Annotated in this window: 26 protein-coding genes; 13 read left to right on the top strand and 13 right to left on the bottom strand. The window is 62.5% G+C overall.

Features of this window, described 5'->3' with window-relative positions; all coding sequences use genetic code 11:
• Positions 1 to 3 precede the first annotated feature (3 nt).
• The 7 genes from AC0J5Z_RS08630 to asd all read left to right on the top strand — a co-directional run bounded on the left by AC0J5Z_RS08630 (position 4) and on the right by asd (position 5,988).
• A complete protein-coding gene (locus AC0J5Z_RS08630; RefSeq protein WP_475038717.1) occupies positions 4 to 972 on the top strand; it encodes an NUDIX hydrolase in 969 nt (322 codons plus the stop codon).
• 76 nt (positions 973 to 1,048) lie between these two features.
• Positions 1,049 to 2,698 (top strand): hypothetical protein, encoded by a 1,650-nt coding sequence (locus tag AC0J5Z_RS08625; protein WP_475038716.1) that lies wholly within the window; start codon positions 1,049 to 1,051, stop codon positions 2,696 to 2,698.
• On the top strand, positions 2,695 to 3,105 hold the full coding sequence (locus tag AC0J5Z_RS08620; RefSeq protein ID WP_475038715.1) for a GntR family transcriptional regulator: 411 nt from the start codon (positions 2,695 to 2,697) through the stop codon (positions 3,103 to 3,105). The genes AC0J5Z_RS08625 and AC0J5Z_RS08620 overlap by 4 nt, the downstream gene beginning before the upstream one ends.
• Positions 3,102 to 3,905 carry a thymidylate synthase gene (locus AC0J5Z_RS08615; RefSeq protein WP_475038714.1) on the top strand — a complete coding sequence of 268 codons (804 nt, stop codon included), beginning with the start codon at positions 3,102 to 3,104 and terminating at the stop codon, positions 3,903 to 3,905. The genes AC0J5Z_RS08620 and AC0J5Z_RS08615 overlap by 4 nt, the downstream gene beginning before the upstream one ends.
• A complete protein-coding gene (locus AC0J5Z_RS08610; protein ID WP_475038713.1) occupies positions 3,902 to 4,501 on the top strand; it encodes a dihydrofolate reductase in 600 nt (199 codons plus the stop codon). The genes AC0J5Z_RS08615 and AC0J5Z_RS08610 overlap by 4 nt, the downstream gene beginning before the upstream one ends.
• Positions 4,502 to 4,511: 10 nt before the next feature.
• Positions 4,512 to 4,736 (top strand): NF038396 family protein, encoded by a 225-nt coding sequence (locus AC0J5Z_RS08605; RefSeq protein WP_475038712.1) that lies wholly within the window; start codon positions 4,512 to 4,514, stop codon positions 4,734 to 4,736.
• A gap of 109 nt (positions 4,737 to 4,845) precedes the next feature.
• Entirely contained in the window at positions 4,846 to 5,988 is a 1,143-nt protein-coding gene (asd, locus tag AC0J5Z_RS08600; RefSeq protein WP_475038711.1) for an aspartate-semialdehyde dehydrogenase, read from the top strand.
• A gap of 97 nt (positions 5,989 to 6,085) precedes the next feature.
• On the opposite strand, the gene AC0J5Z_RS08595 is transcribed toward asd, so the two are convergent.
• Positions 6,086 to 7,216 (bottom strand): winged helix DNA-binding domain-containing protein, encoded by a 1,131-nt coding sequence (locus tag AC0J5Z_RS08595; RefSeq protein WP_475038709.1) that lies wholly within the window; start codon positions 7,214 to 7,216, stop codon positions 6,086 to 6,088.
• 85 nt (positions 7,217 to 7,301) lie between these two features.
• Here AC0J5Z_RS08595 and AC0J5Z_RS08590 point away from each other — a divergent pair, with 85 nt between their 5' ends.
• On the top strand, positions 7,302 to 7,781 hold the full coding sequence (locus AC0J5Z_RS08590; RefSeq protein ID WP_475038708.1) for a hypothetical protein: 480 nt from the start codon (positions 7,302 to 7,304) through the stop codon (positions 7,779 to 7,781).
• A gap of 122 nt (positions 7,782 to 7,903) precedes the next feature.
• Here the strand turns inward: AC0J5Z_RS08590 and AC0J5Z_RS08585 are convergent, their stop codons facing one another.
• The 7 genes from AC0J5Z_RS08585 to AC0J5Z_RS08555 form a co-directional block, all read right to left on the bottom strand.
• Positions 7,904 to 8,971, bottom strand: coding sequence for a UDP-N-acetylmuramate dehydrogenase (locus tag AC0J5Z_RS08585; RefSeq protein WP_475038707.1), 1,068 nt, complete (start codon positions 8,969 to 8,971; stop codon positions 7,904 to 7,906).
• Between the two features lie 9 nt (positions 8,972 to 8,980).
• Positions 8,981 to 10,276, bottom strand: coding sequence for an MFS transporter (locus tag AC0J5Z_RS08580; protein ID WP_475039628.1), 1,296 nt, complete (start codon positions 10,274 to 10,276; stop codon positions 8,981 to 8,983).
• Positions 10,277 to 10,317: 41 nt separating this feature from the next.
• On the bottom strand, positions 10,318 to 10,755 hold the full coding sequence (locus AC0J5Z_RS08575) for a MaoC family dehydratase (protein WP_475038706.1): 438 nt from the start codon (positions 10,753 to 10,755) through the stop codon (positions 10,318 to 10,320).
• Between the two features lie 2 nt (positions 10,756 to 10,757).
• Positions 10,758 to 11,207, bottom strand: coding sequence for an FAS1-like dehydratase domain-containing protein (locus tag AC0J5Z_RS08570; protein ID WP_475038704.1), 450 nt, complete (start codon positions 11,205 to 11,207; stop codon positions 10,758 to 10,760).
• A 57-nt stretch (positions 11,208 to 11,264) separates the two neighbouring features.
• Positions 11,265 to 11,489, bottom strand: coding sequence for a DUF3188 domain-containing protein (locus tag AC0J5Z_RS08565; protein ID WP_054809088.1), 225 nt, complete (start codon positions 11,487 to 11,489; stop codon positions 11,265 to 11,267).
• Positions 11,490 to 12,122: 633 nt separating this feature from the next.
• Positions 12,123 to 13,043: a DUF2797 domain-containing protein gene (locus AC0J5Z_RS08560; protein WP_475038703.1), complete on the bottom strand. Its 921-nt coding sequence runs from the start codon at positions 13,041 to 13,043 to the stop codon at positions 12,123 to 12,125.
• A gap of 2 nt (positions 13,044 to 13,045) precedes the next feature.
• Positions 13,046 to 13,909, bottom strand: coding sequence for an HpcH/HpaI aldolase/citrate lyase family protein (locus AC0J5Z_RS08555; RefSeq protein ID WP_475038702.1), 864 nt, complete (start codon positions 13,907 to 13,909; stop codon positions 13,046 to 13,048).
• A 378-nt stretch (positions 13,910 to 14,287) separates the two neighbouring features.
• On the opposite strand from AC0J5Z_RS08555, the gene AC0J5Z_RS08550 reads away from it, so the two are divergent.
• From AC0J5Z_RS08550 to AC0J5Z_RS08535, 4 genes are read left to right on the top strand one after another with little or no spacing between them, the layout of a single operon-like run.
• The gene (locus AC0J5Z_RS08550; protein WP_475038701.1) at positions 14,288 to 15,325 is read left to right on the top strand and encodes an ABC transporter substrate-binding protein; all 1,038 of its coding nucleotides are present in this window, start codon (positions 14,288 to 14,290) and stop codon (positions 15,323 to 15,325) included.
• Positions 15,326 to 15,327: 2 nt separating this feature from the next.
• Positions 15,328 to 16,215, top strand: coding sequence for an ABC transporter ATP-binding protein (locus AC0J5Z_RS08545; RefSeq protein ID WP_475038700.1), 888 nt, complete (start codon positions 15,328 to 15,330; stop codon positions 16,213 to 16,215).
• On the top strand, positions 16,215 to 17,144 hold the full coding sequence (locus tag AC0J5Z_RS08540; protein ID WP_475038698.1) for an ABC transporter permease: 930 nt from the start codon (positions 16,215 to 16,217) through the stop codon (positions 17,142 to 17,144). The genes AC0J5Z_RS08545 and AC0J5Z_RS08540 overlap by 1 nt, the downstream gene beginning before the upstream one ends.
• Positions 17,145 to 17,197: 53 nt before the next feature.
• On the top strand, positions 17,198 to 18,130 hold the full coding sequence (locus tag AC0J5Z_RS08535; RefSeq protein WP_475038697.1) for a TauD/TfdA dioxygenase family protein: 933 nt from the start codon (positions 17,198 to 17,200) through the stop codon (positions 18,128 to 18,130).
• Positions 18,131 to 18,225: 95 nt separating this feature from the next.
• Here the strand turns inward: AC0J5Z_RS08535 and AC0J5Z_RS08530 are convergent, their stop codons facing one another.
• The 5 genes from AC0J5Z_RS08530 to AC0J5Z_RS08510 all read right to left on the bottom strand — a co-directional run bounded on the left by AC0J5Z_RS08530 (position 18,226) and on the right by AC0J5Z_RS08510 (position 24,165).
• Positions 18,226 to 19,185, bottom strand: coding sequence for an aldo/keto reductase (locus AC0J5Z_RS08530; protein WP_475038696.1), 960 nt, complete (start codon positions 19,183 to 19,185; stop codon positions 18,226 to 18,228).
• A 24-nt stretch (positions 19,186 to 19,209) separates the two neighbouring features.
• Positions 19,210 to 20,964, bottom strand: a complete 1,755-nt coding sequence (locus AC0J5Z_RS08525) for a glycoside hydrolase family 13 protein (protein ID WP_475038695.1) — start codon at positions 20,962 to 20,964, stop codon at positions 19,210 to 19,212.
• A gap of 76 nt (positions 20,965 to 21,040) precedes the next feature.
• Entirely contained in the window at positions 21,041 to 21,949 is a 909-nt protein-coding gene (locus AC0J5Z_RS08520; protein ID WP_475038694.1) for a carbohydrate ABC transporter permease, read from the bottom strand.
• A complete protein-coding gene (locus tag AC0J5Z_RS08515) occupies positions 21,949 to 22,863 on the bottom strand; it encodes a carbohydrate ABC transporter permease (protein WP_475038693.1) in 915 nt (304 codons plus the stop codon). The genes AC0J5Z_RS08520 and AC0J5Z_RS08515 overlap by 1 nt, the downstream gene beginning before the upstream one ends.
• Before the next feature lie 24 nt (positions 22,864 to 22,887).
• Positions 22,888 to 24,165, bottom strand: a complete 1,278-nt coding sequence (locus AC0J5Z_RS08510) for an ABC transporter substrate-binding protein (protein ID WP_475038692.1) — start codon at positions 24,163 to 24,165, stop codon at positions 22,888 to 22,890.
• 250 nt (positions 24,166 to 24,415) lie between these two features.
• Here AC0J5Z_RS08510 and AC0J5Z_RS08505 point away from each other — a divergent pair, with 250 nt between their 5' ends.
• Positions 24,416 to 25,636, top strand: coding sequence for an ROK family protein (locus AC0J5Z_RS08505; protein WP_475038691.1), 1,221 nt, complete (start codon positions 24,416 to 24,418; stop codon positions 25,634 to 25,636).
• Positions 25,637 to 25,652: the final 16 nt, after the last annotated feature.

The following is a 25,652-nucleotide window of genomic DNA, read 5'->3' as shown; positions in this document are numbered from 1 at the left end:
CAGTTGAACAGCGATACCCCCGTGGCGGATCAAACTGACCACCCCGGCGAGCCAGTGGCCGTTGTAGCCGCCGGCGCCATTCCTTGGCGCGTCACCAAAGGTGCCCTTGAGGTTCTCCTGATCCATCGTCCCCGTTATGACGATTGGTCATGGCCCAAAGGAAAGCTCGACGCCGGCGAAACAGTTCCCGAGTGCGCTGCCCGTGAAGTGCGGGAAGAGATTGGACTTCAGGCTCCGCTGGGCATACCTCTTCCGGCTATTCACTACCACGTAGCTGCCGGTTTGAAAGTGGTCCGGTACTGGGCCGTCAAGGTCAATGGAGCGCAGCTCCGGCCCGATGGCAAGGAAGTGGACAGCGTCATGTGGTGCAGCCCGGACCGGGCAGCCAGCTTCCTGAGCAACCCTACGGATGTGGAGCCGCTCGAATACCTCGAGAAGGCCCACGTCCGAGGGGAATTGGACACATGGCCGTTGGTATTGATCCGCCATGCCAAAGCGAAGCCGCGGTCCTCATGGACAAAGGCCGAGGGCGACCGCCCCTTGGCAGCCACTGGCCAGCGGCAGGCAGTTGCTGTCCAGCGTCTTCTGGCGGTGTGGAAACCACAACGGGTGGTGACTAGTCCGTGGGCGCGTTGTGTTGCCACTATCGCCCCCTATGCCAAGGCCAGCGGCGCCAAGGTGAAACTGGTGGAGGCACTCACCGAGCACACCCACCGTCGCTCCCCCAAGAAGACGGCTGCCGCTGTTGAGGGCTTGTTCGACAAGCAGCAGCCGATCGCAGTGTGTACGCACCGCCCGGCCCTGCCCACGGCGTTGAAGCAACTGGGCCAGCACATGTCACAAGCCCTGCGCGCCCTGCTTCCCTCCGCAGACCCCTACTTGTCTCCAGGTGAGGTCATCGTGTGTCAGGTTGCTCGAGGGTCTGAACGGAAAATTGTCTCCGTGGAGCAGGTCAAACCCTTCGACGACTAGGGCACTACCCGGTTGACCCCCACCTCTTTGTGTCAAATACTTAGTACATTGATACAAAGATTTGGGGGTCTTCGTCGTGATAGCCAACTTGCCGCCACTGTTGTTCCTGGGACCCGTGGTCGGCGCCATCATCGTGTACTTGCTACTTCGACTACAGGTCTGGTCCAAACCTGGGGCCGAATCCGTTGCCTCGCACGGACTATGGGTGGGCATCATCGGCTGGATGGCAAGTTCCCTCCAGGGTGCGATGAACGCGGGGATCATTCGAGCGAACCCCACGGCATTCAACGCACCTGTCGCTCCGGACCAGATCGCCGCAGCACTTGGGTGGCCCGTCCTTGCCGCACTGACCGTCCATGCACTTGGCCAGCTGAGCTACCCCGCGCCCAAGGCCCCACGCAGGTACGCCGAACTGACTGTTCGCAGAATCCGGGACTTCCTCCCCCTCAAGCTCGCTTGGACCACCGCGGGAATTTTCGTCTTTTCAAGCCTGGTCATCGCGTGGATCGCTTCGCTCCCCGGGCACACACCGGTCCTGCCCTCGCCCAAACCGGCTACTTCCGCGGACTTCACCGGGTACATGGGACAAGGGCAGGATGGCAGGATCCCTGGACCGGAGTTGGCGTCATGGCTGGGGGGCGCCCTGCTGGTCCTCGCCGTGGGAACGTGGTTGATCCTCCTGCTGATTGCTCGCCGGCGCCGGTTGGAAACGCTGGACGTCGACGATAATCGCGTACTGCGCTCCATCGCCGCCAATCGATTGCTGCGGACAGTTGCAACCATTGCGGCCGGCCTTGCTGCGATCGCCGGCAACTTCGCGGCACAGCCGGCGCCGGGAGCGATGTGGCAGTCCTCCTGGACCAATTACGTCGGCATCGTCAACATGGCAGTGCTGCTGGCCATGTGGTGGTGGCGGGTTCCTCAGCTCCCGTCACTCCTCAAGGCACAAAAGGTCACCACCGCCGGCGCACTCCGCGCAGACCCCCGGACCCACGGTGCCGCACGGCTCACGATTTCACTTGGTGCCGCATTGGGTGCCATCGGAGGACTGGCACTGGTGGTGGGGCTGGTCTTCATCTTCGTCCCCGCCCGTCCCGTTGACCCCCTCGCCTTTCCGGGGCTCATTGCCATAGTGGCTGCCGTGGTGCTCCTCGCAGTAGCCGGCGGAGAGCTGTTGATTGGCCGCAACTACGGATCCGCCGACGCTGCCGTGCAGTGGCCACGCCAGCCGGTCTCCCGGGGTTTACTGTCCTTTGCAATAGGCAGCGGACTGGTGTTTGCTGTGTCGCTGGCGTTCTCCATTGCCGCTCAAGTCCAGCCCTTTGGGCCAAATTTGTGGCTGGCGCCGCTGTTGGCGACTGCTGCAGTGTTGGTGGTTGCGGCTGCTGCCACCATGGCTGTTCGATTGCGTCCCGGCATCGCCGGGAACGAGGGCAACAGCGGCCTGGACGCGGCCCTCCGTGCCATCAGCATGTACAGGATCGCGAGGATGCTGGCGGCCTGCCTCCTCGCCCAGGGGGCTGCCTTGCTCATAGCCTCCGGTGATGCCTGGTATGAGCTGTTTCCTGCCCCGAGCGACGCCTACCCCCTTGGCCCCAGCCCGGCCATCATGGTGGGCATGGTCCTTGCGGTCATCGCCGGCATCGTCGTCATCACACCGGTTCGGAGCCTGTTCCGCTCCATCCCCCGCGGAAGCGCCGCCAGGCAAGAGGAACGCGCAGGATGACGGCCGGAATCACCCTGGACCTTTCCGATCCGGTTCCACCCTACGAGCAGATCCGCAGACAGCTCAGCTCGCTGATCGCCGTCGGGGTCCTGGAACCCGGAAGCCGCCTGCCCACGGTCCGCAGCTTGGCAGCGGACCTCGGTATCGCGGCCGGCACCGTCGCACGCGCCTATAAAGAACTCGAGCAATCGGGATTGATTGAATCCCGACGGCGGAACGGGACTATCGTCGTCGGGCCGCCTCGGGCGCCGCGTGGCTTGGCTGGTGGGGACTCGGCGGTGATTGCCGCCGTCGACAGCTTGATAGGGGCGGCTCGTGACGCGGGGGTCAGTGACGAAACGCTCATTGATCTGCTTCGCGGGCGGCTCGCGGGTAAGGCGGGCAAGACCAGTAAGCTGGACTCGTGAGCATTCCCACCCCTTATGAAGACCTTCTGCGCGACGTCATGGCCAACGGCACACACAAGTCGGACCGCACCGGAACCGGAACGCGCAGCGTTTTTGGCCGGCAACTGAGGTTCGATCTTGCCAAGAGCTTCCCGCTCATCACCACCAAGCGGGTCCACTTCAAGTCCGTGGCAGTGGAACTCCTGTGGTTCCTTCGCGGTGACTCGAACGTGAAGTGGATGCAGGATCAGGGCGTCTCCATCTGGGACGAATGGGCGGATGCCGACGGCGAATTGGGCCCTGTGTACGGTGTGCAGTGGCGCAGTTGGCCAACTCCCGACGGCGGGCACATCGACCAGGTCTCCGAGCTGATGACCAATCTGGCGGCCAACCCCGATTCCCGGCGCCACATTGTGTCGGCTTGGAACGTGTCCGAACTCAAGGACATGGCGTTGCCGCCGTGCCATGCGTTCTTCCAGTTCTATGTGGCGGACGGCAAGTTGTCCTGCCAGCTGTACCAGCGCTCCGCGGACACGTTCCTGGGCGTCCCCTTCAACATCGCCTCCTACGCCCTGCTGACGCGCATGGTGGCGCAGCAGCTTGGACTCGAGCCCGGCGAATTCGTCTGGACCGGCGGCGATGTCCACGTCTACGACAACCACGTTGACCAGGTTGCCGAGCAGCTCAGCCGGGAGCCGTACGAGTACCCGCAGTTGAAGATCCTCCGCAAGCCGGACTCCATCTTCGATTACACGCTGGATGACTTCGAGGTTGTGGATTACCGCCACCACCCCACCATCAAGGCGCCGATCGCGGTATGAGCATGCCTTCCTCCGAGACTCCGTCCCAGCTTCCCGGCGTCATCTTCACCCAGGAAACCGCGGCCCGCATGACCGGCATTGGACTGGTCTGGGCCCAGACCAAGTCCGGCGTGATTGGCAAAGACGGCGCCATGCCGTGGCACCTGCCCGAAGACATGAAGCACTTCAGTCAGCTCACCACCGGGCACCCCGTCATCATGGGCCGCAAGACGTGGGAGTCATTCCCCGAAAAGTACCGCCCGCTCCCGGGCCGCACCAACATTGTGGTGACCCGCAACGCAGAGTGGGCGTCCACGCCCGAGGCCAAGGGCGCCGTCGTGGTGTCATCGCTGGACGAGGCTCTGCTGGAGTCGCAGTACGCGACAGGCGGCCAGAAGGTGTGGATCGTAGGCGGCGGCGAGATCTACCGCCAGTCCATGGGCATCGCCAACCTTGCAGTGATCACCATCATCGATACCGATGCGGAGGGTGACACGTATGCTCCCGAGCTCGGTGATGATTGGACCTTCGACGCCGTAGCCCCTCCCGAGGGCTGGCTCACCGCCAAGAACGGCACCAACTACCGGTTCACCACGTGGCGCCGGAACGAAAGCTAGGAAAGCCTGCATGCTGAAGAAACCTGAAACCCTGTTCGTGCTGGGCTATATGCTGCTGCCGCTCTTCGCCCTGATCTCTGCCATTGTGGGGCTCACCATGATCCTTGGCGGCAACCGGATCGCCGGGATCATCGTGCTGATCGTTGTCACGCAGGTGTTTACGTTTGGTGCCTTCTTCGCCTTGCGGAAGCGCAAAGCCGTCCTGCTGCAAGAACACGACGCCGGCAGCCTCTAGCCAGCAGCTGCGGCCGCCCGGTGCGGCCACCGGCGAGTGCCGTCGTCGTGCATTGCGTGCGTGACGTAACCAACAGCGGCACTGTGCTCCGAAAGTTTAGACTGGGTGAATGACTACAGCAGCTAATCCGTCCGTTGGACTGGTCGGTTGGCGTGGCATGGTCGGCTCCGTCCTGATGCAGCGCATGCAGGACGAGAACGACTTCGCCAACATCAACCCGGTATTTTTCTCCACCTCGAACGCAGGAGGTGCCGCCCCTTCCTTTGCTGAGGGGGCCGGCAAGCTCGAGGATGCGTTCGATATTGAGACGCTGGCCAAGCTGCCGATTATTGTCACCGCCCAGGGCGGCGACTACACCAAGCAGGTTCACGGCGAACTCCGCAGCCGCGGCTGGGATGGTCTCTGGATCGATGCTGCTTCCACCCTGCGCATGAACGACGACTCGATCATCGTGCTGGACCCCATCAACCGCGATGTCATCGATGCCGGACTGTCCGGTGGCGTGAAGGACTTCATCGGTGGCAACTGTACGGTTTCCTGCATGCTGATGGGCCTTGGCGGCCTGTTCAAGAACAACCTGGTCGAGTGGGGCACGTCCATGACCTACCAGGCAGCTTCGGGTGGCGGCGCCCGTCACATGCGTGAGCTCCTGAACCAGTTCGGCACCCTCAACAACGAGGTCAGCAGCGAACTGGACGATCCTGCCTCGGCCATTCTCGAAATCGACCACAAGGTCCTCGCTGCCCAGCGCACCGGCGTCGACGCCACCCAGTTCGGCGTACCGCTGGCCGGCTCCCTCATTCCGTGGATCGATGCCGACCTCGGCAACGGCCAGTCCAAGGAAGAGTGGAAGGCCGGAGTCGAAACCAACAAGATCCTCGGCACCGGCAACGGCACCGCAGGCAAGGACCACATCGCCATGGACGGCCTATGCATCCGCATCGGCGCCATGCGTTCACACTCCCAGGCCCTCACGCTCAAGCTGCGCGAAGACCTGTCCGTGACGGAGATCGAGAACCTCCTGGCCAAGGACAACGAATGGGCCAAGGTTGTTCCCAACACCAAGGAAGCTTCCATGGCGGACCTGACCCCTGTGGCAGCGTCCGGCACGCTGGACATCCCCGTGGGCCGTATCCGCAAGCTCGAAATGGGCCCGGAATACATCAGCGCCTTCACCGTGGGCGACCAGCTCCTGTGGGGTGCAGCTGAGCCCCTCCGTCGCATGCTCAACATCGTTACGGGCAAGCTCTAGGCCCCGTCCGCGCTGTTTCGTCGTCAACCCGCTGTTCTGTTGCTGCCCAGCAGCGGAACAGCGGGTTTTCCACGTTTTAGGGATTTTGCCGGCGGGCTCAGCCGGCCATGAACTCCAAGTACGCGCGTCCCTGGGCTTGGAACGAGCGCTCAGCGGCTGGGCCCAACTGCCGCGCGAACGGCTCCGGCGCGACACCTATGGTCTTGCCGCTCACGGTCCTCGCCCACGTTCCCACCACTTCTCCGCCGGACACCATGATTCGTTTGAACACTCCGTTCTTGCCCGGTACCACCAACTCTGCATACTCGGGAGCCAGCACGAGGCTCCGATCCTGGTACCCGAGCAGGAATTCGTCGAACCCCGGGAGCGCCAGCAACGAGCGTGAGCCGGGGACGCCGTCGTCGAGCATTGCCGCGGTCTCCGGCGAGAGCCAATAACTGGTGCCGCCGAACTGCAGCTCAACCAGGCGGTCCTGCACGTCCTTGAGGGCTTTGCGTGCTTCCGTGACGGGGACTTGGCTCCACCAGGAAAAGTCCTTGATGGTGGCAGGTCCGTGGCTCCGGACGTAGCGGAAGAGCAACTCGGCGATTCCCTCCTCGCGTCCCAGTTCCCTCGAGTCCGGAATCCAGCCGTCAAACGGCACGAACAGTTGCTGCACACCCACTTTGCCGTTGGTCCCAGCCATGGGTCCTTGGACCAGCCACGCGCGCTGGCAAAGGCTCCCCAGCAAGTGAATGCCCCGCTGGGCCTTGGTAGTCTGGCCGGCTTCCTCAAACGCTTGGAACAGCTGCTCCCGGGTTGCCCCTGGCCTTCCCTCTCCCTTGAGGATCCCGGCGGTTTTGAAGGCGATGTCCCGGCAATGGCTGATGTCGTCGGGCGTGATGCCGAGTTCCCGGTGACGAGCCCCCAACGACTTCATGAGCCGCTCGCTGGTGATGCCCAGGATCCAGCGGAGATCTTCGGGGGCGAGCAAGTGCAGCGTCCCTCGCATGGGCCACGAGCGGACCACTGTGCCGGCGTCGAGGGCCGCCCGGACGTCCGAGGCTGCTGTGCCGGGAACGCGCTGGCCCACCGCCCACAACGCTGAGCCGAGGTCCTGCGCCTGCATGGCTGTCATCCACCGGACCGCGTCCGGAACGGTAGGACAGCCGCCGCCTAACAGGCCTTGGCTGGCGAGCCGCAACCGGCCCATGACGCGCGGAGTGGGACTGGTTCTCTCGGCAGGCATGCTTCATCCTAAGAGGACCGTTGAGTACAGGGAACCTTGCCGTGCCTCCCAGCCCTCACCCAGCAGCAGATTCTAGGATGGGTTCATGCTTTTTGGTGATCTCGCTCAGTTTGTGCGGCCGATGAGCCGCTGGTTGGCTACCGCCGGCTGGTTCTGCACGCTCGTCGGGCTTGGCGCCGGGCTGATAGTGGCGGTCGGGACAGGCGTGAGCCTCTCCCCTTCAATGCAGGCCATCCAGACAGTCAGCCTGGTGGCAACTGCCGCGGCCGCTCTTCTCATCGGAACCGCTGCCGCGACCCAGCCCGTAGCCGATCGCGACGACGACGCTCCCGAACCATGGTTTTACCCTGCCGCAGCAGCTCAGGTCCGCAGCTTCCTGCTGGGGGCGATCGTCCTGCTCCTGGGCTTGGTCGGTTTCGCCACTGCCGGGCTGTTCATGCCCAGCGGACCGTCGCCACAGAGTATCGCCTTCAGCCAGATCTTCCTGCTCGGAGCGGTCAGCTGCGGCCTCACGTTCCTGCTGCTGAACAAGGTCCTGCCGATCGCCGAACGGCGCACACGCTAAGTCCGGCCTCCACCACGCTCGCCGACGGGCCGTCGAGGGGCGACATCTCGGCCGAAAGACCACCTCTTACTCCCGGGAGCTAACCCCTCGCGAGCCTGTGAGGGCACGGAGGAACGCCCAACCTAGAGGCTAACGCCGATCAACAGTGGTTCCGGGTGCAGTTCAATACCAAAACGCTCGACGACGCCGGTCCGCACCTCACGCGCGATGGCCACCATGTCCGTAGCCGTTGCTGAACCCCTGTTGGTGATGGCAAGCGTGTGCTTGGTGGACAGGGAAGCCCGTCCGCCGGAGACACTGGATTCCTCAAGTCCGAAGCCTTTAGCGAATCCGGCCTGATCGATCAACCAGGCAGCGGAAAGTTTCACGAGTCCGTCGCCGCCCGCAGGATATTTAGGCGCGTTCTCCGGCAACCCTGAGGCCCGCTGCGCAGACACGATCGGGTTGGTGAAGAATGAGCCCGTGGAATACGTGTCGCGGTCTGCTGCGTCCAGGACCATGCCCTTGGACGCGCGGAGCCGGAGGACTTCCCTCCGCACATCGTTGGAGTAGGCGCGCTTACCGGCCTCGACGCCGAGCACACGGGCCAACTCGGCGTACCGGATGGGGGCACTCATCCGTCCCAGCGGCAACTGGAACTCGACGGTCAGCACAACATAGCGGGGTGAACCCTCAACGGTGGTCTGCTTCAGGATGGAGTCGCGGTAGCCAAACTTGAGCTCAGAGTTGGTGAACGTCTGCACTGCATGGCGTTCGCGGTCCCATGTGCGGACAGCTGCAATGGTTTGGGAAACGTCCGTGCCGTAGGCTCCCACATTCTGCACGGGGGTGGCTCCGGTGGCACCGGGTATTCCGGATAATGCCTCCAGGCCGGACCAAGCGTGCAGCACCGAGTGTTCCACCAGCGCATCCCAGTTGTGGCCTGCCTGCACTACGACGGACACGCCTCCGCAGCTGTCTTCGGAGTTCACGGCGAATCCCTCGGAGGCGATCTTCAGGACTGTGCCGGGGTATCCCTCGTCCGAGATCAGGAGGTTCGAGCCACCGCCAATGATCAGGAGTTTTTCACCTGCAGCGTCGGCCGACCGGACGGCGTCGATAATTTCTGCCTCGGTGCGGGCCTCCACATAGTTACCCGCGGGGCCGCCAACAGCAGCAGTGGTCAGTTCGGAAAGCAGCGTTTGGGTCACCAATCAAGCCTAACGGGCTTCGTTGGGCTGCGCGGACTTCGCCGCCTGTTGGCCAGCCAAGGGTGCCAGGAAGAAGCTAACCACCAGCAGTACCAAGGGTGCCAGCAGCGAATGCAGGATGCCAAAATGTTCGGCCAGCAGCCCCAGGAGCGGAGGACCACACAAGAAAGCGCCGTAACCAATCGTGGATACCACGGAGACACGGGCTGCCGCGTGAACAGGATCATCGGCAGCGGCGGACATCCCCACGGGGAACCCGAGTGAGGCACCCAGGCCCCACACTGCCAACGCGACAAACGCTAGCCACGGAACCGGAGAGAACACGAAAAGCGAAAGACCCACGACGGCGGTGGCCGAGCACCAGCGCATCACAACTACGCGGCCAAACCGGTCCAGGATGACCGTTCCGGTGAAACGCCCAATGGTCATGAACGTGACGAAGAGCCCATAACCGACAGCGCCTGCCGCGTCGGACTGCCCGTAGCCGTCGGCGAGTGCCAAGGCCACCCAGTCTCCGGCGGCTCCTTCGGCCAATGCCAAGCCGAGGACAAGGACGCCGATCAGCAAAGTCCGGCGGTCACGCCAGGCAAGAGCCACGAGCCGCTTGTTGTCGAGCGGAGCGGGCTCTTTGCCTGGGTTCTGCTGAGGGCCGGCCGGTTCGGAAGTGATAATGGGCACTGGACCAGTGGAGGGATCCTGGAAGGTATCCGTTTCCTTCAAGCGGTAAGTCTGTGTAGCTGCAGCGGTCTTTTCCGCGCGGAACCAGAATCCAGCGGTGACAACGGACGCCGTCACCACAACGCCCGAAATCAGGAAATGCCAGAACACTGGCATGTGGATGGCAGCTGCCCAGGCACCGAACCCGGCAGCGGCCACGGTTCCGAGGCTGAAAGCGCCGTGCAGGTGCGGCATGATGTGCCGCTCCAGTTCACGTTCGAGCGACGCTCCTTCCACGTTGGAGGCGGTGTTCCAGCTGGCCGTGCCCAGGCCAAGAACCGCCAATCCTGCGGCAACCACCAGTGGATTGGCTGCAATAGAGGTGCCCACACCCACGGTGACAAGGCCAGCACCCACCATGCAGCTGCCGATCCTTGTAGTCAGCTTGGGGCCGAGCCGCAGCACAATGAGGCCCGAGGCTGAGATCGAGATGAACGAAGCCACCGTCATGCACATGAGCAAGAGGCCGATGCCCCCCGGCGTGAGATTCAGTCCGTCGCGGATGGCGGGCAGGCGGGAAACCCACGTGGCGAATGCGATACCGCTGGCCGCGTAAGAGACAAGAACAGCGGCGCGCCACCGCGACATTTCAGTCGGTGTGGCGCGCCGTGGGGAGGTGTTCTGTTGGTTCAAGAGACCTTCACAACTGCCTGCGACTTCATGAGGACCTTCTGTCCGGCCGCCACGACGGTGAGGTCGACGCGCGCGGTGCGGGCATCGGCGTCGAGCGCTCCCACCACGCCGCTGACGTCGATGACAGCACCGGCCTCATCGGTCCCGGTGGTGTCGGTGACGAGGACGGGCTTGGTGAAGCGCGTCTGGTAATCAACGACGGCGGCGGGGTCGCCTGCCCAGTCGCTCACCAACTGCACCGCGGCACCCATGGTGAACATGCCGTGGGCGATGACGCCCGGAAGCTCCACGGAGGTTGCGAACGATTCGTTCCAGTGGATCGGGTTGAAGTCGCCCGATGCTCCAGCGTACTTGACCAGGTCCTGACGGGTGACGTCAATGCTGCGGGTGCCGATTTCCTGGCCGACCGTCAGTTCTTCGAATGTTGGGCTCATGGTTACTGTCCCTCTCCGCGGACCAGGATGGACGAGGTTGTGGTGGCGACCTTTTCGCCGGCTTCGGTGGAAATCTCGGAGCGGGTGGTGATCATCGCTCCCCCGCCCATGGCCCGGACGCCGTCAACATGCAATTCGGCAACAAGGCGGTCACCGGCGACGATGGCGCGGTGGTGCGTGAACCGCTGGTCGGCATGGACAACGCGGGAGAAGTCGATGCCCGACTCCGGGTCCTGGACCAACTGGGCGTCAGCACGCTGGGCGACGATGATGGCGAAAGTCGGCGGGGCTACGAGGTCGCTGTGGCCCAGGGCCTTGGCTGCCTCAACATTAAAATGCGCAGGGTTGCTGGCTTTTACAGCCTTTGCGAACTCGCGGATCTTTTCACGGCCGACGTCGTATACCTCTGCGGCAGGGTAGCTTCGGCCCTGCAAGTCCGGATTGATACTCATGCTCCAACCCTATCGGCCCCGGGAGCCCGGACGCAGCGCGTTGCTTGGGTGAAGAGGCTACTTCTTGTAGCTCTTGCGGATCTTCTGGCCCCGAACCACCAGTCCGGCGACGTGGAGCACCAGGCCAACGCCAATGACGGGCAACGAAGCAATGGCCAGACCTTGGTTGCCGGAGGTATTCCCCACGATGGACAGGATGAGCCCGACGGCGATCAGCCCCATGGCGCTGAAAACCAGCACTTTGTAAGACGTAGAGGCCGTAGCCCAAAATTGTTCCAGCACCGTCCAAGTCTACGGGGTGCGTTGCGAGGCCTACTCTGCATCCTAAAACCCCGAAATACCCTGCATAGCGGGCCTCACAACGAAAAGGGGGCGTTGCGAGGCCTACTCTGCACCCCAAAACCCCGAAATACCCCGCAAAGCGGGCCTCACAACGAAAAAGGGGGAGCGTTGCGAGGCCTACTCTGCACCCCAAAACCCCGAAATACCCCGCAAAGCGGGCCTCACAACGAAAAGGGGGGGCGTTGCGAGGCCTACTCTGCACCCCAAAACCCCGAAATACCCCGCAAAGCGGGCCTCACAACGAAAAAAGGGGGCGTTGCGAGGCCTACTCTGCACCCCAAAACCCCGAAATACCCCGCAAAGCGGGCCTCACAACGAAAAGGGGGGGCGTTGCGAGGCCTACTCTGCACCCCAAAACCCCGAAATACCCCGCAAAGCGGGCCTCACAACGAAAAGGGGGGGGCGTTGCGAGGCCTACTCTGCACCCCAAAACCCCGAAATACCCCGCAAAGCGGGCCTCACAACGAAAAAAGGGGGCGTTGCGAGGCCTACTCTGCACCCCAAAACCCCGAAATACCCCGCAAAGCGGGCCTCACAACGAAAACGGGGGGCGTTGCGAGGCCTCAAAACGCATTAGAACAAGGCGTCCTGCAGGGCCGGGATCTCCGTGGTGTGGGGGCCAAACTCGATCTTTCGACCCTTCAAAGCACCCAGGTCTGCCACGAAGCTGCCCTCGACCTCGTTACCCGAAGCGTCCGGTAGGCCCGCCAAGGCGATCGCCCCGGACAGTGAGTGGATCCGCAAACCGTGCCCGCCGCCGTCGAACGTTGCCGGGTACGTATGGCGACGGCCACCCTCAGCACCAGCAACACAGAGCCGCTCGGCCAAGGCGGGCCGTTCCCACTCTTCCTCCACAACGGCGAAACCCGTCATCGCCAGTCCGCCCAGCAACTCGCGCACCCGGCCGGCGTGCAGACGATTCAACACCAAAAGCTCGACGCCGGCACGCGGCTCCACGAGTCCTGCGGCCTTGGCTGCGGAACGGACCTGTTGGACGAGACCGAGCTCGCGGGTCACCAAGTCCTCGAGAACACGAACAACGCGGCCGTCCTCGGCGTGCGCCACATAGGAGGCGTGCACAGCACCCTGTTCGGCAAGCCTGTTCCATTTCCGCGGCGCGGAGGCCGTCCCCACTTTTGTGGCACCGTTCGCAAACGTGGCTACATAGAGCCAGTGCGGCTGCATGAGGTAGGCGCGAAGTCCGGTGGGAACGGAAGTGCCGCGGTGAAAGTCATGCATCAGCCGTGAGTCGTCCCGCGCAAAGCAGGCTCCGCATTGTTTCCCACGCTCGGCTGGAGAACCGCTGCGGCACGGAACATGCGTCCTCTCCCCGGGGCCGTGGACTTTGGTGTGGCCGAGGCACCACAAGCCGGGGATAACACGCAGGCCCAGGGCTGAACCCTGGGCCAACGCAATATCAGTGAACTCTGCGTCCGGGGTGAACATTCGCAGCGAAGGGGACGAAGAATCCCATGCGACTCCGTGGACAAGCATGGCTACAGGGAAGGCTGGACTCCGAAGGCCACTGCGAGCTTCATGATCTTCTCGGCGCGGCCCAGGCGCGGGAGGTCGGAACCATCGCGGATGACACGGCCGTTGGCCTCGAAGTCGTTCATGAAGTCCGTAGCCCAGGCAACATCCGAAGGCGTGGGGCTGATGACCTCATTGATCACGGTGGTCTGGTCGATGGCCAGGCAGAGCTTGCCGGTCATACCCATGGTCACGGTGATGCCCGTCTGCTCACGCAGGATGGGGTGGTTGGTGCCGACGGTGGGACCATCGATGGGGCCCGGCAGGTTACCTACGCGGCTGGCCACAACGAGCTTTGCACGCGGGTACGCCATTGCTTCAGGGGTGGCCGCCATGCCGGTGTCGCGGCGGAAGTCGCCGGACCCGAAAGCAAGCCGGAAAGCACCCTGTGCACGGGCGATGTGGTTGGCTTCCTCGATGCCAAGGGCGGACTCAACCAGTGCGACTACCGGAGTCTTGCCGTCCATGCGGTGGTAGGACTCGGTAACCTGGTCAGCAGACTCGGTCTTGGCGAGCATGACACCGAGCAGGCCCGGGGTGCCGCGCAATCCGGCGAGGTCGTCGGCCCAGAACGGGCTGGTGGCGTCATTGATGCGGACCCACGCCTTGCCACCGGCGGTCAACCAGTTGACCACGTTCTCGCGGGCAATGTCCTTCTGGGAAGGGTCAACGGCGTCTTCGATGTCAAGAATGATGGCGTCTGCCCGTGAACTCGCAGATTCGTCAAAAAGCTCCGTCTTCATGGCGTTCACAAGGAGCCAGGAACGAGCGATATCGGCGGGAATATTGCGGGTAGGCCGAACTGATTCGGCGGCGATGCTAGACGTCATGTATCTACCGTATCCGGCCAGCGCCCCGCACAGCGAAGAATTCCGCCCGGTTGTGAGGATCAATACGAACTAAACCCCATATGACTGTGGGGTCCCGCAGTATGAACGCCCGACGACGGTACGCGCCAGTCATATCAGGCCCACCCGTCGCTGTGGTTCACAGGGCTCAACACTGCGTCTTTGTGTCCCACAGTTGCCGGGAATGGCTCCGGATTTCGTTCCGTTTCGGGCTGTTTCGCAGCGTTTCCGGGCGTTACCGCGGCGCTTCCCACCCGCCGTCGCGATGGGTTTACATCGTTCCCAAGCCGTTGCACAGGTTCCCAAGCCCTTGCGTAAGCCGGTCACCCAACACATCGCAACCCATCGAAAGTAGCTCCCATGAAACTGCACCTGCCCCTGCTGAGCGTCGCGGCCGCCGTCGTACTAGCGCTGACGGTGTCCGGCTGCGGCGGTGCAGCCGAAGCCGGACAGGGCGGCCACGCCGGCAACGAAGTCAAGGAACTCCGCTATCAAGGCTCCGCCAACAACGTCACCTTCCCTGAACTTGCTGCGGACCTCGGATACCTGGGCGACCTGAAGTTGAACTGGGTGGGCAACACCACCAGTGGCCCGCAGGACATCCAGTCAGCGGCCACCAACCAGACGGACGTCGGCGGAGCCTTCTCCGGCGCCGTAGTCAAACTCATCGAGGCCGGGGCTCCCGTCAAGGCCGTCACCAACTACTACGGCTCGGACGAAAAGACCTTCAGCGGCTACTACGTCAAGGCGGACAGCACCATCAAGGAACCTCGTGACCTGATCGGCAAGAAGATCGCCGTCAACACGCTGGGCGCACACCATGAAGCCGTTATCAACACCTGGCTGACCAAGAACGGGCTCAGCCAGGACGAGATCAAGCAAGTGCAGTTGGTCCCGCTGGCACCGAACGACACGGAGGAAGCTATACGTCGTGGTCAAGTGGACGCCGGAACGCTTGGCGGCGTGCTTCAGGACAGGGCCATCGAGGCCGGCGGGTTACGGTCCCTGTTCAGCGATGTAGAGCTGTTCGGTACCTTCGCAGGCGGCCAGATCGTGCTCCGGAAGGACTTCATCGAAAAGAATCCGAACACCACGCGCATCTTTACCACCGGCGTTGCCAAAGCCATTAAATGGGCAGCCGAATCTCCCCGTGAGGAAGTGATTGCCCGCTTCACCAAGATCATCGAGAGCCGAGGGCGCAATGAGAGTACGGCCAACCTGAAGTTCTGGAAGAGCCCCGGCGTCCCGGACAGCGGCGTGATCAAGGACGAGGACTTCACCCGGTGGGATGCCTGGCTGAACTCCTCGGGGATCGTCAAGGACAAGCTCACGCCTTCCAAGTACTACACGAATGAGTTCAACGAGCTCGCCGGCGACACAGCAGCCACGAAGGGATAGCCATGACCGCGAAAATCAGTCTCCGGAACGTCACCAAAGAGTTCACGGTCCGGGCCACTAAAACCACCACCGCCACCCGTCTCACCGCCATCGATTCCCTGAGCCTGGACGTCCACGACGGCGAATTCCTCACCTTGGTGGGGCCGAGCGGCTCGGGCAAGACCACGCTCCTGGACCTGCTGGCCGGGCTCTCCACCCCGACTTCCGGTGAAGTCCTGGTGGATGGCAAAGCGGTCACAGGGCCGGGCAAGGACCGCGCCGTGGTGTTCCAGCAGTATGCACTGTTCCCGTGGCGGACGGCCTCCGCCAACGTTTCGATCGGGCTCGAAGGCGTAGGCCCGGATGGCAAGAAGCTGAACCGCCGGGAACGGGCAGCGAAAGCCAGTGAATACCTGGCCCTGGTGGGGCTCGCTGGCTTCGAGGACCGCTACCCGCACGAGCTTTCCGGCGGCATGAAGCAGCGTGTTGCCATCGCCCGCAGCCTGGCCTATGAGCCGGATGTGTTGCTGATGGATGAACCGTTCGCGGCCCTGGACGCCCAGACCCGCGAGCAGCTTCAGGATGAGCTCCTCAGGATCTGGAAGGCCACCGGCAAGACCATCGTCTTCATCACGCACGGCATCGATGAGGCGGTGTACCTCGGCGAGCGCGTCGCTGTGCTGAGCGCCCGCCCCGGCCGGCTCAAGGAAATCGTGGACATCGACATCCCGGACCGCGACGGCGACGAGGACATCCGATCCAATCCGGCCTTCGTGGAGCACCGCCACCAGGTGTGGACTCTTCTGCACGATGAAGTCCGCCGGGCTCAGGTAGCCGGTCACCGCAAGATCCTGCCGGACGGTAGCGCACCGGACGAACCGGCAACCACCACCGAAAGGAGCGCCGCCTGATGACCACCACACTTACGCAAGCCGAAACTGCCGCTGCAGCGTCCGAGGCCGGCACAGCGACTGGCCCACGTGCCGCCGTCGAACCTTCCGTTACCCGGGCGGCAACTGCAGAACCTACGACGCCGGCACCCGGCACAGCGCGACGCGTCGCCGGGGCCGTGGGGTCGGGTCTGTGGAAGTCCGCAGCGGTCCTGGCTTTCCTGGCACTGTGGGAGCTCGGACCGACGTACTTGGCGAGCCCGTCCACCCGCGTGTTCCTGCCACCGCTGCACGAAGTGCTGTTGGCCTGGGGCAAGCTCTTCGAAGCCGGCACCATCCAAGGCCATATCGCGGCCAGCCTCACGCGGTCAGTTGCCGGTTTCGGCGCGGCACTGGTGGCAGGTGTCTCGCTGGGCTTGCTTATCGCCTGGTACGGACGCCTGAATTCGGTGCTGAACCCGCTGCTGGAGCTTTTCCGCAACACGGCGGCGCTGGCCCTTCTTCCCGTGTTCACCCTGCTTCTCGGCATCGGCGAGGAATCCAAGATCAGCATCGTTGCCTATGCAGCGTTCTTCCCGGTACTCCTCAACACCATTGCCGGTGTGAAGACCGTGGACCCGCTCCTGATCAGGGCCGCCCGCTCCCTGGGGCTCAACAGCTTCAGGCTCTTCCAGAAGGTCATTCTTCCCTCCGCCGTTCCCACCATCTTCACGGGCATCCGCATGGCCGGCACCGCATCCATCCTGGTGTTGATCGCCGCCGAAATGGTGGGAGCCAAGGCTGGCCTGGGTTACCTGATCGTGAATGCGCAGAGCAGTTTCCTCATCCCGGATATGTACGCGGGCATCCTCACGGTGTCCTTGCTAGGGCTCGGCGTGAATTTCCTCCTGGTAGCCCTTGAGCGGCACTTCTCCCGCTGGCGCACCGCCGTGGGTGCTGCCGCTTCCTGACCCACCCCGCGGCACCTGCCGCAACCATCACAACAAACTAAGGAAAGAGAATCATGACAGTCATTACCGAAACCAAACTCGAATTCGCCAAGCTCGGCTCCCGCATCGGCGCCGAAATCCGTGGCTTGGACATCAGTGGAGACCTCAGCGAGGACACCGTAGCCCAGATCCGGGCAGCGCTGAACGAGCACAAGGCGCTGGTGTTCCGCGAGGCCAACATTCTGACCGATGAGGCCCAGGTGAAGTTCGCCAGCCACTTCGGTCCGCTCACCAAGGCCCACCCGACGGTCGCTTCCGTGGACGGCGAAGAGAATGTCCTGCCCGTGGACAGCGAGAACGGCTCGGCCAACAACTGGCACACCGATGTCACTTTCGTGGTCAACCCACCGCAGGCGTCCACGCTGCGGAGCATCGACCTCCCGGCGTATGGTGGCGAGACCCTGATCGCGTCCTCGGCCGGTGCGTATCAGGACCTCCCGGAGGAACTGCGGAACTTCGCGGACACCCTATGGGCCATCCATACCAATGACTACGACTATTCGGTGCCCAAGAACCTTGAGCACTCCAACGCGGAAGAGCGACGCAAGGAGTTCACCCGACTGAAGTTCGAAACCGCCCACCCCGTGGTGCGGGTCCACCCTTTGACCGGCGAGCGCGGATTGTTCATTGGGGGCTTCGCGCAGCGGCTGAGGATCGTGGGCCTGTCCAACACCGAATCGAAGGACATCATCCGCCTGCTGCAGGCGTACGTGACGCGTCCGGAAAACGTGGTGCGTGTGAACTGGGAGCCCAACCAGGTGGTCCTTTTCGACAACCGCATCACCCAGCATTACGCCCCGGACAACTACGACGGCCAGCCGCGCAAGCTCAACCGCGTCACCATCGCGGGCGACATTCCGGTGAGCATCGACGGCAAGCCCAGCCAGGCAATCCAAGGTGACTCAAGCACGTACTCCGTTGTGGCTCCGATCAGCAGCGCCTCGTAGTATGTGTTGCTGTTGTGACCCAACTGAGTCGCAGTTAAGCGCGTTTTGAGTCGTCAAAACGCGCACAGCTGCGACTCAGTTGGGTTAATACGGCGTTAGGGGATGTTGTTCCCCCGGGCCGTCACCCACAATCCGTACCACTCGGCACGGGTCATGGTGCCAGCTACGGAAGTGGCATCGGCGCATGCTCCGATCCGGGCAGGGTTAGTGGTTCCCACTACCGGCGAGATCCTGGCCGGGTGCTTCATCAGCCAACCCAGCAGTACTGATTCCGGCGTGGTGTTCTGCTCCTCCGCCAATTTTTCAAGCATGTCCGCGGTGGCCGACTCAGCCGGCGAAAACTCCGCAGACGGCGCACCCGTATAGCGCCCTTGGGCCAGGGAACCGTACGCCTGCAGTTCAATTCCCTTGGCCATGCAATGCTCAAGAGTCCCGTGCGGGAAGCTGTAGTCCAGCCCCTCCGCATGGTTCACCAGCACAGTGCTCTCCAGCCAGTCCCGGCGAAGCAGGCTCATTTCCAGCTGGTTCGCGACGATCGGTGTCTCCAGACGGTCCTGAAGGTACGCGATCTGCGCGCCGGACATGTTGGACACACCCAACTGCCGCACCTTGCCTTCCGCCATCAACTGCCCGACGGCGTCCGCAACCTCGCGCGGGTCCATCAAAGGATCGGGGCGGTGGAGAAGCAGTAAGTCCACGTAGTCCGTTTGGAGCCGTTTCAGGCTCTCGTTGACCCGTTCAAGGATGGCTACGCGGCTGAGGTCGTAGTGCGTATCCAGCCCGCGCTCCCCCAACCTGATCCCGCATTTGGTTTGCAGCTGGATTTTGTCCCGCAGACCCTGCGAACGGGCGAGGACTTCACCAAAGACGGCCTCGGACTTTCCGCTGCGGTAGATATCCGCATGGTCGAAAAGCTCAATGCCAATCCCTTGCGCAGCTTCAATCACCGCGGCTGCCTGATCGATCTCCGAAGCTCCGTAGGACGTACCGTCCCAAGGGCCGCCGAGTCCCATGCAGCCGTAAATGAGGCGTCCCCGCCCGTTCACATTCTTCATAACTTCAGTATTCTGCCGCAACGCCTAAGCGTTGCCGACAACCCACGCAGTGGTGTCGGAAGGCAGCTTGCCATCCTCCAGCGGGCCGCTGGCCACCACAACGTTTCCTTCCGGAAGTTCCACGGGCTTGCTGCCAAAGTTGGTCACCGTGTGCCAGCCACCTGGACGGCTGAAATGAAGCACGTCCTTGTTGCCGGTCTCCACCCACTCGAGTTCCTCGTCAGTCTGGAGTTCGCTGCGCAGGCTCAGGGCCTTGCGGTAGAGCTCCAGAGTGGAGCCTTCCACGCCCTCCTGCCTGGAGACTGCGTAGTCCATGAACCACTCCGGCTGCGGCAGGTGTGCTTTGCCCGCACCGAAACCGAAGGACGGACCTTCTGCAGTCCACGGCAGCGGCACACGGCAACCGTCACGGCCGATCTCGACGCCGGGGTTCCGGAAGAAGGACGGGTCCTGGCGTTCCGAATCAGGAATCTCCGAGACTTCACGCAGGCCGAGCTCTTCACCTTGGTAGAGGTAGGCAGAACCGGGAAGCGCAAGCAGCAAGAGCGTCGCGGCGCGCGCACGACGCAAGCCGAGTTCGACGTCGAGCTCGTCCGCCGGAGCACCGGCCAACAGCCACCCCTTGCCATCCTGGCCCTTGGGCTTGCCGCCAGTGATGTCCTGCGCTGCGTTGGTTCCCTGGGCTACCGAGCCGCCCTTGGGCAGGCCGTAACGGGTGGCGTGGCGGACGACGTCGTGGTTGGAGAAGACCCACGTGGAGGAGGCTCCCGATTCCTTGGCGGCCACGAGGTTGTCCGTGATGATCTTCTTGAACGACGCAGCGTCGTAGTCGGACTGCAACAGGTCGAAGTTGAACGCCTGGCCGAGTCCTTCGGGGCTGGCGTAGCGGGCACGGCGGGACTCGTGGACCCAGGCCTCGGCAACTGCGGTGCGGGGCGGGTTGTACTCGTTGAAGAGCTGGCGCCACTCGGCGTAGACCTCGTGAACTTCATCGCGATCCCAGAACGGGTGGGAACCGTCGGTGAAACCATCGGTGCCATGGGCCTTGGCTTCCAGGTCAGCCTTCATGGGCAGCGGCTCGGAAAGGTCCTTGGCCATGCCGTGGGCCACGTCTATGCGGAAACCGTCCACGCCGCGATCCGACCAGAAGCGAAGGGTCTTCAGGAAGTCCTCGCGGATCTCCGGGTTCTCCCAGTTGAAGTCCGGCTGCTCCTTGGCGAAGATGTGCAGGTACCACTGTCCCGGCGTGCCGTCGGGTTCAGTAATGCGGTCCCAGATAGGTCCGCCGAAGACAGAGTCCCAATCCGACGGCGGCAGCTCGCCATTGTCTCCACGGCCGTCGCGGAAGATGTAGCGCTCGCGTGCCGCGGAGCCCTTGGGTGACGCCAGCGCTTCCTTGAACCACTCGTGGCGATCAGAGGAGTGGTTGGGAACGATGTCCACCACGATCTTGATGCCTGCGGCGTGCAGGGCTGCGGCCATCTCATCGAAGTCCTCAAGGGTGCCCAACTTCGGGTCCACATTGCGGTAGTCGTCCACGTCGTAGCCGCCGTCAGCGAGCGCGGACGGGTAGAAGGGGCTCAGCCAGACGGCGTCGATCCCTAGTTCCTTCAGGTACGGGACTTTGGCCGTGATGCCCTTGATGTCCCCGAGTCCGTCACCGTTCGCATCGTAGAAGCTGCGCGGGTAGATCTGGTAGACGGCCGCTTGGCGCCACCAGTTGGGATCGGACATGCGGTGGACGTCGGTACGGTGTGCCTGAGTGGCGGAAGTGCTCACGAAACTCCTTTGATTTAGAATCTAAATTTATCTTCCGGACCAGTATGAAACGCCGGTCCCGGAAGGTCAACAACGGCTAGCCCTTGACGGCCCCCTGTGTCACACCGGCCATGACCCAGCGCTGCGTAAACAGGTAAGCGACGATCGCCGGCGCCATCGCCATCAGGTAAGAGGCGAAGGACACGTGATAGTTGTTGCTGAACTGCGTTTGGAAAAGGTTCTGCCGCACGGGAAGCGTCTGCATTGCCGGATCGGAAATAATCAGCGACGGCATCATGAAGTCGTTCCATGCATAGAGGAACGCGAAGATCCCCACGGTTGCACTCATCGGCGCCAGCAGCGGGAAAATCAGTTTCCAGAAGGTCTGCCACGTGGTTGCGCCGTCTATTCTGGCGCTCTCTTCAAGTTCCATCGGGATCGAACGGAGGAAAGCGGTGAAAAGCAGGACGCTGAAGCTCAGTTGGAACATGGTGGCCAGCAGGATGACGCCGAACGGATTATCCAGGCCGAAGCGGCCTGTGAGTTGAATCTGGGGCAGCGCAACCACGGGGAAGGGGATGAACATTGCCCCCAGAAGGTAGAAGAACGAGTACCTGAACAGCCGGCGCTCCCAGTTGCGCACAATTGCGTAGGACGCGAAGGCAGCCAGGATGATCGTGGCAAGAACGGTTCCAGCTGTCACCAACAAAGACATCGCGGCACCCACCGGGAAGTTTGTCAGGGTCCAGGCTTGGACGAAGCCGTCGAGGCTGAAGGGGGCGGGGAAGGAGAAGGCATTGCCATCCACGGCCTGCCCCTGGGTCTTGAATGCCATGGAGACCGTGACATAAAGGGGAAGGAGCACAGTCACCGCGCACAAGACGAGGATGGTGGTTGCGGACCAATTCACTCGTTCGATCTTCGATGCGGACCGTTGTCGACTGGTTCCGGCGGCGGTGGTTTCTACGTGGGAGTTCTCAATGGCGAGGGTGGATTGGTTGGTCATCAGAGTGCGTTCCGTCCGCGAGTCAGCGAGAGCTGTACGAGAGAGATCAGGATGGCGACCACGAAGAAGATCGTCGCGTTGGCCATTTGGTATGCATAGTCGCCGCCGTTGAAGCCGGAAATGACAGTCATCGCGATGCTTCTGGTAGAGGTCCCTGGACCTCCGTTCGTCAGCCCGACGATGATGTCGTAAGCGTTGAGGAAGCCCTTGAACCCAAGAATGATGTTGATCACCACGTAACCGGCCACCAGCGGAAGCGTGATCTTCAGCAGTTGCTGAAATTTGCTCGCGCCGTCGATTTCCGCGGCCTCATAAACATCTCCGGGCACAGCCACAAGGCCGGCAATGTAGATGAGGAGAGCCCCGGGTACCGCCTGCCAGGCCGTGACAAGCACGATCGCAATCCACGCGAGGTCGGGGTTGGCCAGCAGGCTGCTTTCCAGCCATGGAATTCCTGCCGCAGCGCCAAGGGACGGCAGGGAGTTCGAAAACAGGAAGTTGAAGACGTAGGCGATGATGATGCCGGAAACCACCATGGGGATGACAAAGATGGTCCGCAGTGCCGACTTCATACGGATACGCGAGGTGAGCCCGACGGCAAGGAGGAAGGCGATCACGTTAACCGCGATCACCGTGACGATGGAGAATCCGAACGTGAAGAGGTAACTCTGCAGGATCGCCGGATCACTGAAGATCGCAATGTAGTTGGTTAGGCCGATGAACTCCCAGTCACCGATTCCGATGGAGTTGGTGAAACTGAAGAAGATGCCCATGATGCCCGGAATCGTGATGGCCAGCGTGAAGAGAATGAGGCTGGGCACCAGGAAAAGGTAGAAGATCGGTTCAACGCGCCGCCTGCTGCGCTGCCTTGGACCGCCCTGCTCGGACGTGGTGGGGGTGGTGATGGTGGACATGTATCTGACTCCCTATGGTCTGCACTACTGGCGGAACGCCAGGCGCGCCCAATCTGCGTCGAGGGTGCGGAGGGTGGATGCAGGGGGTGCGCCGAACACGATTGCCTGCGTGTAGTTCATGATCGGGATAGTGCGCGGAACGAGCACCGAGGGGCCCTGGTAGACCTGGGCATCGTCGTAGTACTCCACCATCCCTTCAATGCGAGGATCAGGGACGTTGGCGGTCTCCTTGGTGGGTGTGAAGCCCAGCTGCGATTTGTTGTAGGCATCGATCACCTCGGGCCGGTACAAGTACTCGAGGAAGTCATGGGCTGCGTCCTTGTGCTTGGACGCCTCCGGAATCCAGGCCGCGAGGTCCACGTTGACGCGGACGCGCAGGTCCTTGGGGTCCTCGGTCATCGGTAGCGGAAAGGTTCCGAGCTTCAGATCGGGAGCGGTCTTGGCGATCTCGCTGAATGCCCATGGGCCCTGCAGGTACATCGCAGCCTTGCCCTGCGAAAACGCCAGGTTGCCGTCACCGTACGCCCGGCTTGCAGCATCCTTGTTCACGTAGCTCTTTGCGAGCGTCAGCATCTTCTGGACGGGCTGGTCAAAGTCCTTCTGGAATGACACCGAAGACCCCGGGCCAACGTTCACGCCTTCAGCATCAAGCTTCTTGAAGAAGTCGATAGTGTCCACCTGGCCGCCTACCGAGTAATCAAACCACCCCTGCGCGATAGTCCAGTCATCCTTCCAGGTGGCATAGAACGGCGTCACTCCAGCGGCTATCAGTGCTTCGCACGCTGCGATCAACTCGCTCCAAGTCTTCGGCACGGCGATGTTGTTCGCAGCGAAGATTTCCTTGTTGTAGATCACCGAGGACGCCATGACCGAGTACGGCAAGGCGCTGGTCCGGCCCGGGTACGAACCGTACTGGTCCATCAGAGGTTTGAGGTCTTCGCGGATAGTGGCTGCGGCCTCAGTGCCGGACAGGTCGCTCAGAGCACCGCGCTGGACGAAACGGGAAGTTTCCATGTTGTAGTTTGCGAGCGCGATGTCCGGTGGATTGCCGCGAACGAAACTCGCGGACACGACGTCGACGCCGGATGTATCCAGTACCACTTCGGTTTCATCCTGTGAAGCGTTGTAGTCGGCAACCAGCTTGGTCATGAAACCAATGGCTTCCCGTTTGCTGAACGTGAAGCGGATGGTCTCCTTGCCCGATTCTCCGCTTTCACCCGAACCCTCAACGCAGCCGGAGAGTAGGCCGGCCAGCAGCGCCAAGCCCAACCCCATTGCCGCAAAGCGTTTCCTGCGTGTCATTTTCACAGAAACGTAGCCCTTTCGTCTTGCGGACCTCAGTGGCCGCATTTCCGTCGTGCGGCGGACCATGCGCATCGCCACCCGAGATTTAGATAGGAGTTAAATTTATGTCCTATCGCTAACCATGGTGAGTGATGCTCGCCACAGGGTCAAGAGTTTGGCGAAATGCGTCGTCATCTAAATTTATGTACTAAATTTAGAGAGACCGCTCTATCACTCCGATAGGGCGGCTGAAAAGTGGGAGCTCCGAATGCAGACCGGGACCGCACCGTCAACACAACTGGTACGCAGGGTCAACGCCAGCGCCATGCTCAAAGCCATGCGCGGCGCCGGCATCGTCACCGGCACCGAGCTGATGGCCGCCACCGGGCTCTCACGAGCCACCGTCATTTCGATCTGCGACGAACTGGTCCGGCTCGGCTGGCTTCACGAATTGGAGAACCAGCGAGGAGCCGGTGACTACGTCAAGGGCAGGCCTGCGCGGCGCTTCGCTTTTGACGACAGGGCGGCCAGCGTGATCGGCATCGACATCGGCGCCAACAAGATCACCGCGATTGTGGCTGACATGGCCGGAACGTCTTTGTCCCAGGTCACGATGCCTTTCCGGGCCTACAACGTCCCTGCCGATGAGCGGGCAGATGTGCTGGACCGAATCGCGGCCGAGGCCCTGAAGAAAGCCGGCGTAGCTGCAGACTCCGTTCTTGCCGTGTCCGTTGGAGTGGCTGCCCCCGTCAGCCGCGACGGCGAGGTCCTCACGGCCCAGGAATTCTGGAAATCCTTTGATGTCCGCCGAATCGTGTCCGAGCGCCATGGTTGGCACGTGCTCCTGGAAAACGATGCCAACCTCGCAGCCCTCGCAGAACGGTGGCAGGGCAGTGCGCAGGGAGTCGACAACCTCGTGGTCATGCTCGCCGGCGACCGTTTGGGGTCCGGCATTCTCGAATCCGGTCGTTTGCTCCACGGGCAGCTTGGCGGTTTTGGCGAGCTGGGATACCTGGACAACGTGGACGGCGTGGGCGACACCTACGGCATCGCCCACTATGCAACGCTGTGGGGCCGGGAAGCCCTCGATGCCGGCGCGGAGACGAATCTGCGGGCACTGTGCGGCGGTGATCCTGAAGACCTGACCGCAGAGATGGTTTTCAGGGCAGCAGCGGAAGGTGACCACGCAGCCCGTAACGTCCTCGACCGCATGGCACACCGCATGGCCCGGGTTATCGGTTCCATCAGTACTTTGGTCAACCCCGAGCTGGTGGTTATTGCAGGAGCCGTCGCAGCGTCTGCCCATGCACTGATCCCGACTATGGAAAAGCAACTGCCGGACTTCACCTTCACTCCCCCACGCCTGGCAACCTCCGCCTTGGGAGACGGCATTGTGTCCCTCGGCGCGATCCGCCACGCGCTGGACTACGTGGAAGAGCACGCACTGGATCTCTACCCGGCTTCCTTGCCAAAACAAGTGGCCGGGTAGCTAATCCGGAGCGTTG

This window comes from Paenarthrobacter sp. TRD_SC_7, assembly GCF_056156245.1.
The sequence above is the reverse complement of the archived record's forward strand: the minus strand, read 5'-3'. Positions and strand labels throughout refer to the sequence as shown.

Excerpts from the sequence above, each read along its gene's own strand:
- AC0J5Z_RS08515 (WP_475038693.1), bottom strand. The coding sequence starts at position 22,863 with ATGTCCACCATCACCACCCCCACCACGTCCGAGCAGGGCGGTCCAAGG.
- AC0J5Z_RS08555 (WP_475038702.1), bottom strand. The coding sequence starts at position 13,909 with ATGACGTCTAGCATCGCCGCCGAATCAGTTCGGCCTACCCGCAATATT.
- AC0J5Z_RS08570 (WP_475038704.1), bottom strand. The coding sequence starts at position 11,207 with ATGAGTATCAATCCGGACTTGCAGGGCCGAAGCTACCCTGCCGCAGAG.
- AC0J5Z_RS08610 (WP_475038713.1), top strand. The coding sequence starts at position 3,902 with ATGAGCATGCCTTCCTCCGAGACTCCGTCCCAGCTTCCCGGCGTCATC.
- AC0J5Z_RS08530 (WP_475038696.1), bottom strand. The coding sequence starts at position 19,185 with ATGAAGAATGTGAACGGGCGGGGACGCCTCATTTACGGCTGCATGGGA.
- AC0J5Z_RS08505 (WP_475038691.1), top strand. The coding sequence starts at position 24,416 with ATGCAGACCGGGACCGCACCGTCAACACAACTGGTACGCAGGGTCAAC.
- AC0J5Z_RS08540 (WP_475038698.1), top strand. The coding sequence starts at position 16,215 with ATGACCACCACACTTACGCAAGCCGAAACTGCCGCTGCAGCGTCCGAG.
- AC0J5Z_RS08580 (WP_475039628.1), bottom strand. The coding sequence starts at position 10,276 with ATGTCGCGGTGGCGCGCCGCTGTTCTTGTCTCTTACGCGGCCAGCGGT.
- AC0J5Z_RS08510 (WP_475038692.1), bottom strand. The coding sequence starts at position 24,165 with ATGACACGCAGGAAACGCTTTGCGGCAATGGGGTTGGGCTTGGCGCTG.
- AC0J5Z_RS08535 (WP_475038697.1), top strand. The coding sequence starts at position 17,198 with ATGACAGTCATTACCGAAACCAAACTCGAATTCGCCAAGCTCGGCTCC.
- AC0J5Z_RS08590 (WP_475038708.1), top strand. The coding sequence starts at position 7,302 with ATGCTTTTTGGTGATCTCGCTCAGTTTGTGCGGCCGATGAGCCGCTGG.
- AC0J5Z_RS08620 (WP_475038715.1), top strand. The coding sequence starts at position 2,695 with ATGACGGCCGGAATCACCCTGGACCTTTCCGATCCGGTTCCACCCTAC.
- AC0J5Z_RS08605 (WP_475038712.1), top strand. The coding sequence starts at position 4,512 with ATGCTGAAGAAACCTGAAACCCTGTTCGTGCTGGGCTATATGCTGCTG.
- AC0J5Z_RS08545 (WP_475038700.1), top strand. The coding sequence starts at position 15,328 with ATGACCGCGAAAATCAGTCTCCGGAACGTCACCAAAGAGTTCACGGTC.
- AC0J5Z_RS08575 (WP_475038706.1), bottom strand. The coding sequence starts at position 10,755 with ATGAGCCCAACATTCGAAGAACTGACGGTCGGCCAGGAAATCGGCACC.
- AC0J5Z_RS08560 (WP_475038703.1), bottom strand. The coding sequence starts at position 13,043 with ATGCTTGTCCACGGAGTCGCATGGGATTCTTCGTCCCCTTCGCTGCGA.
- asd (WP_475038711.1), top strand. The coding sequence starts at position 4,846 with ATGACTACAGCAGCTAATCCGTCCGTTGGACTGGTCGGTTGGCGTGGC.
- AC0J5Z_RS08520 (WP_475038694.1), bottom strand. The coding sequence starts at position 21,949 with ATGACCAACCAATCCACCCTCGCCATTGAGAACTCCCACGTAGAAACC.
- AC0J5Z_RS08595 (WP_475038709.1), bottom strand. The coding sequence starts at position 7,216 with ATGCCTGCCGAGAGAACCAGTCCCACTCCGCGCGTCATGGGCCGGTTG.
- AC0J5Z_RS08550 (WP_475038701.1), top strand. The coding sequence starts at position 14,288 with ATGAAACTGCACCTGCCCCTGCTGAGCGTCGCGGCCGCCGTCGTACTA.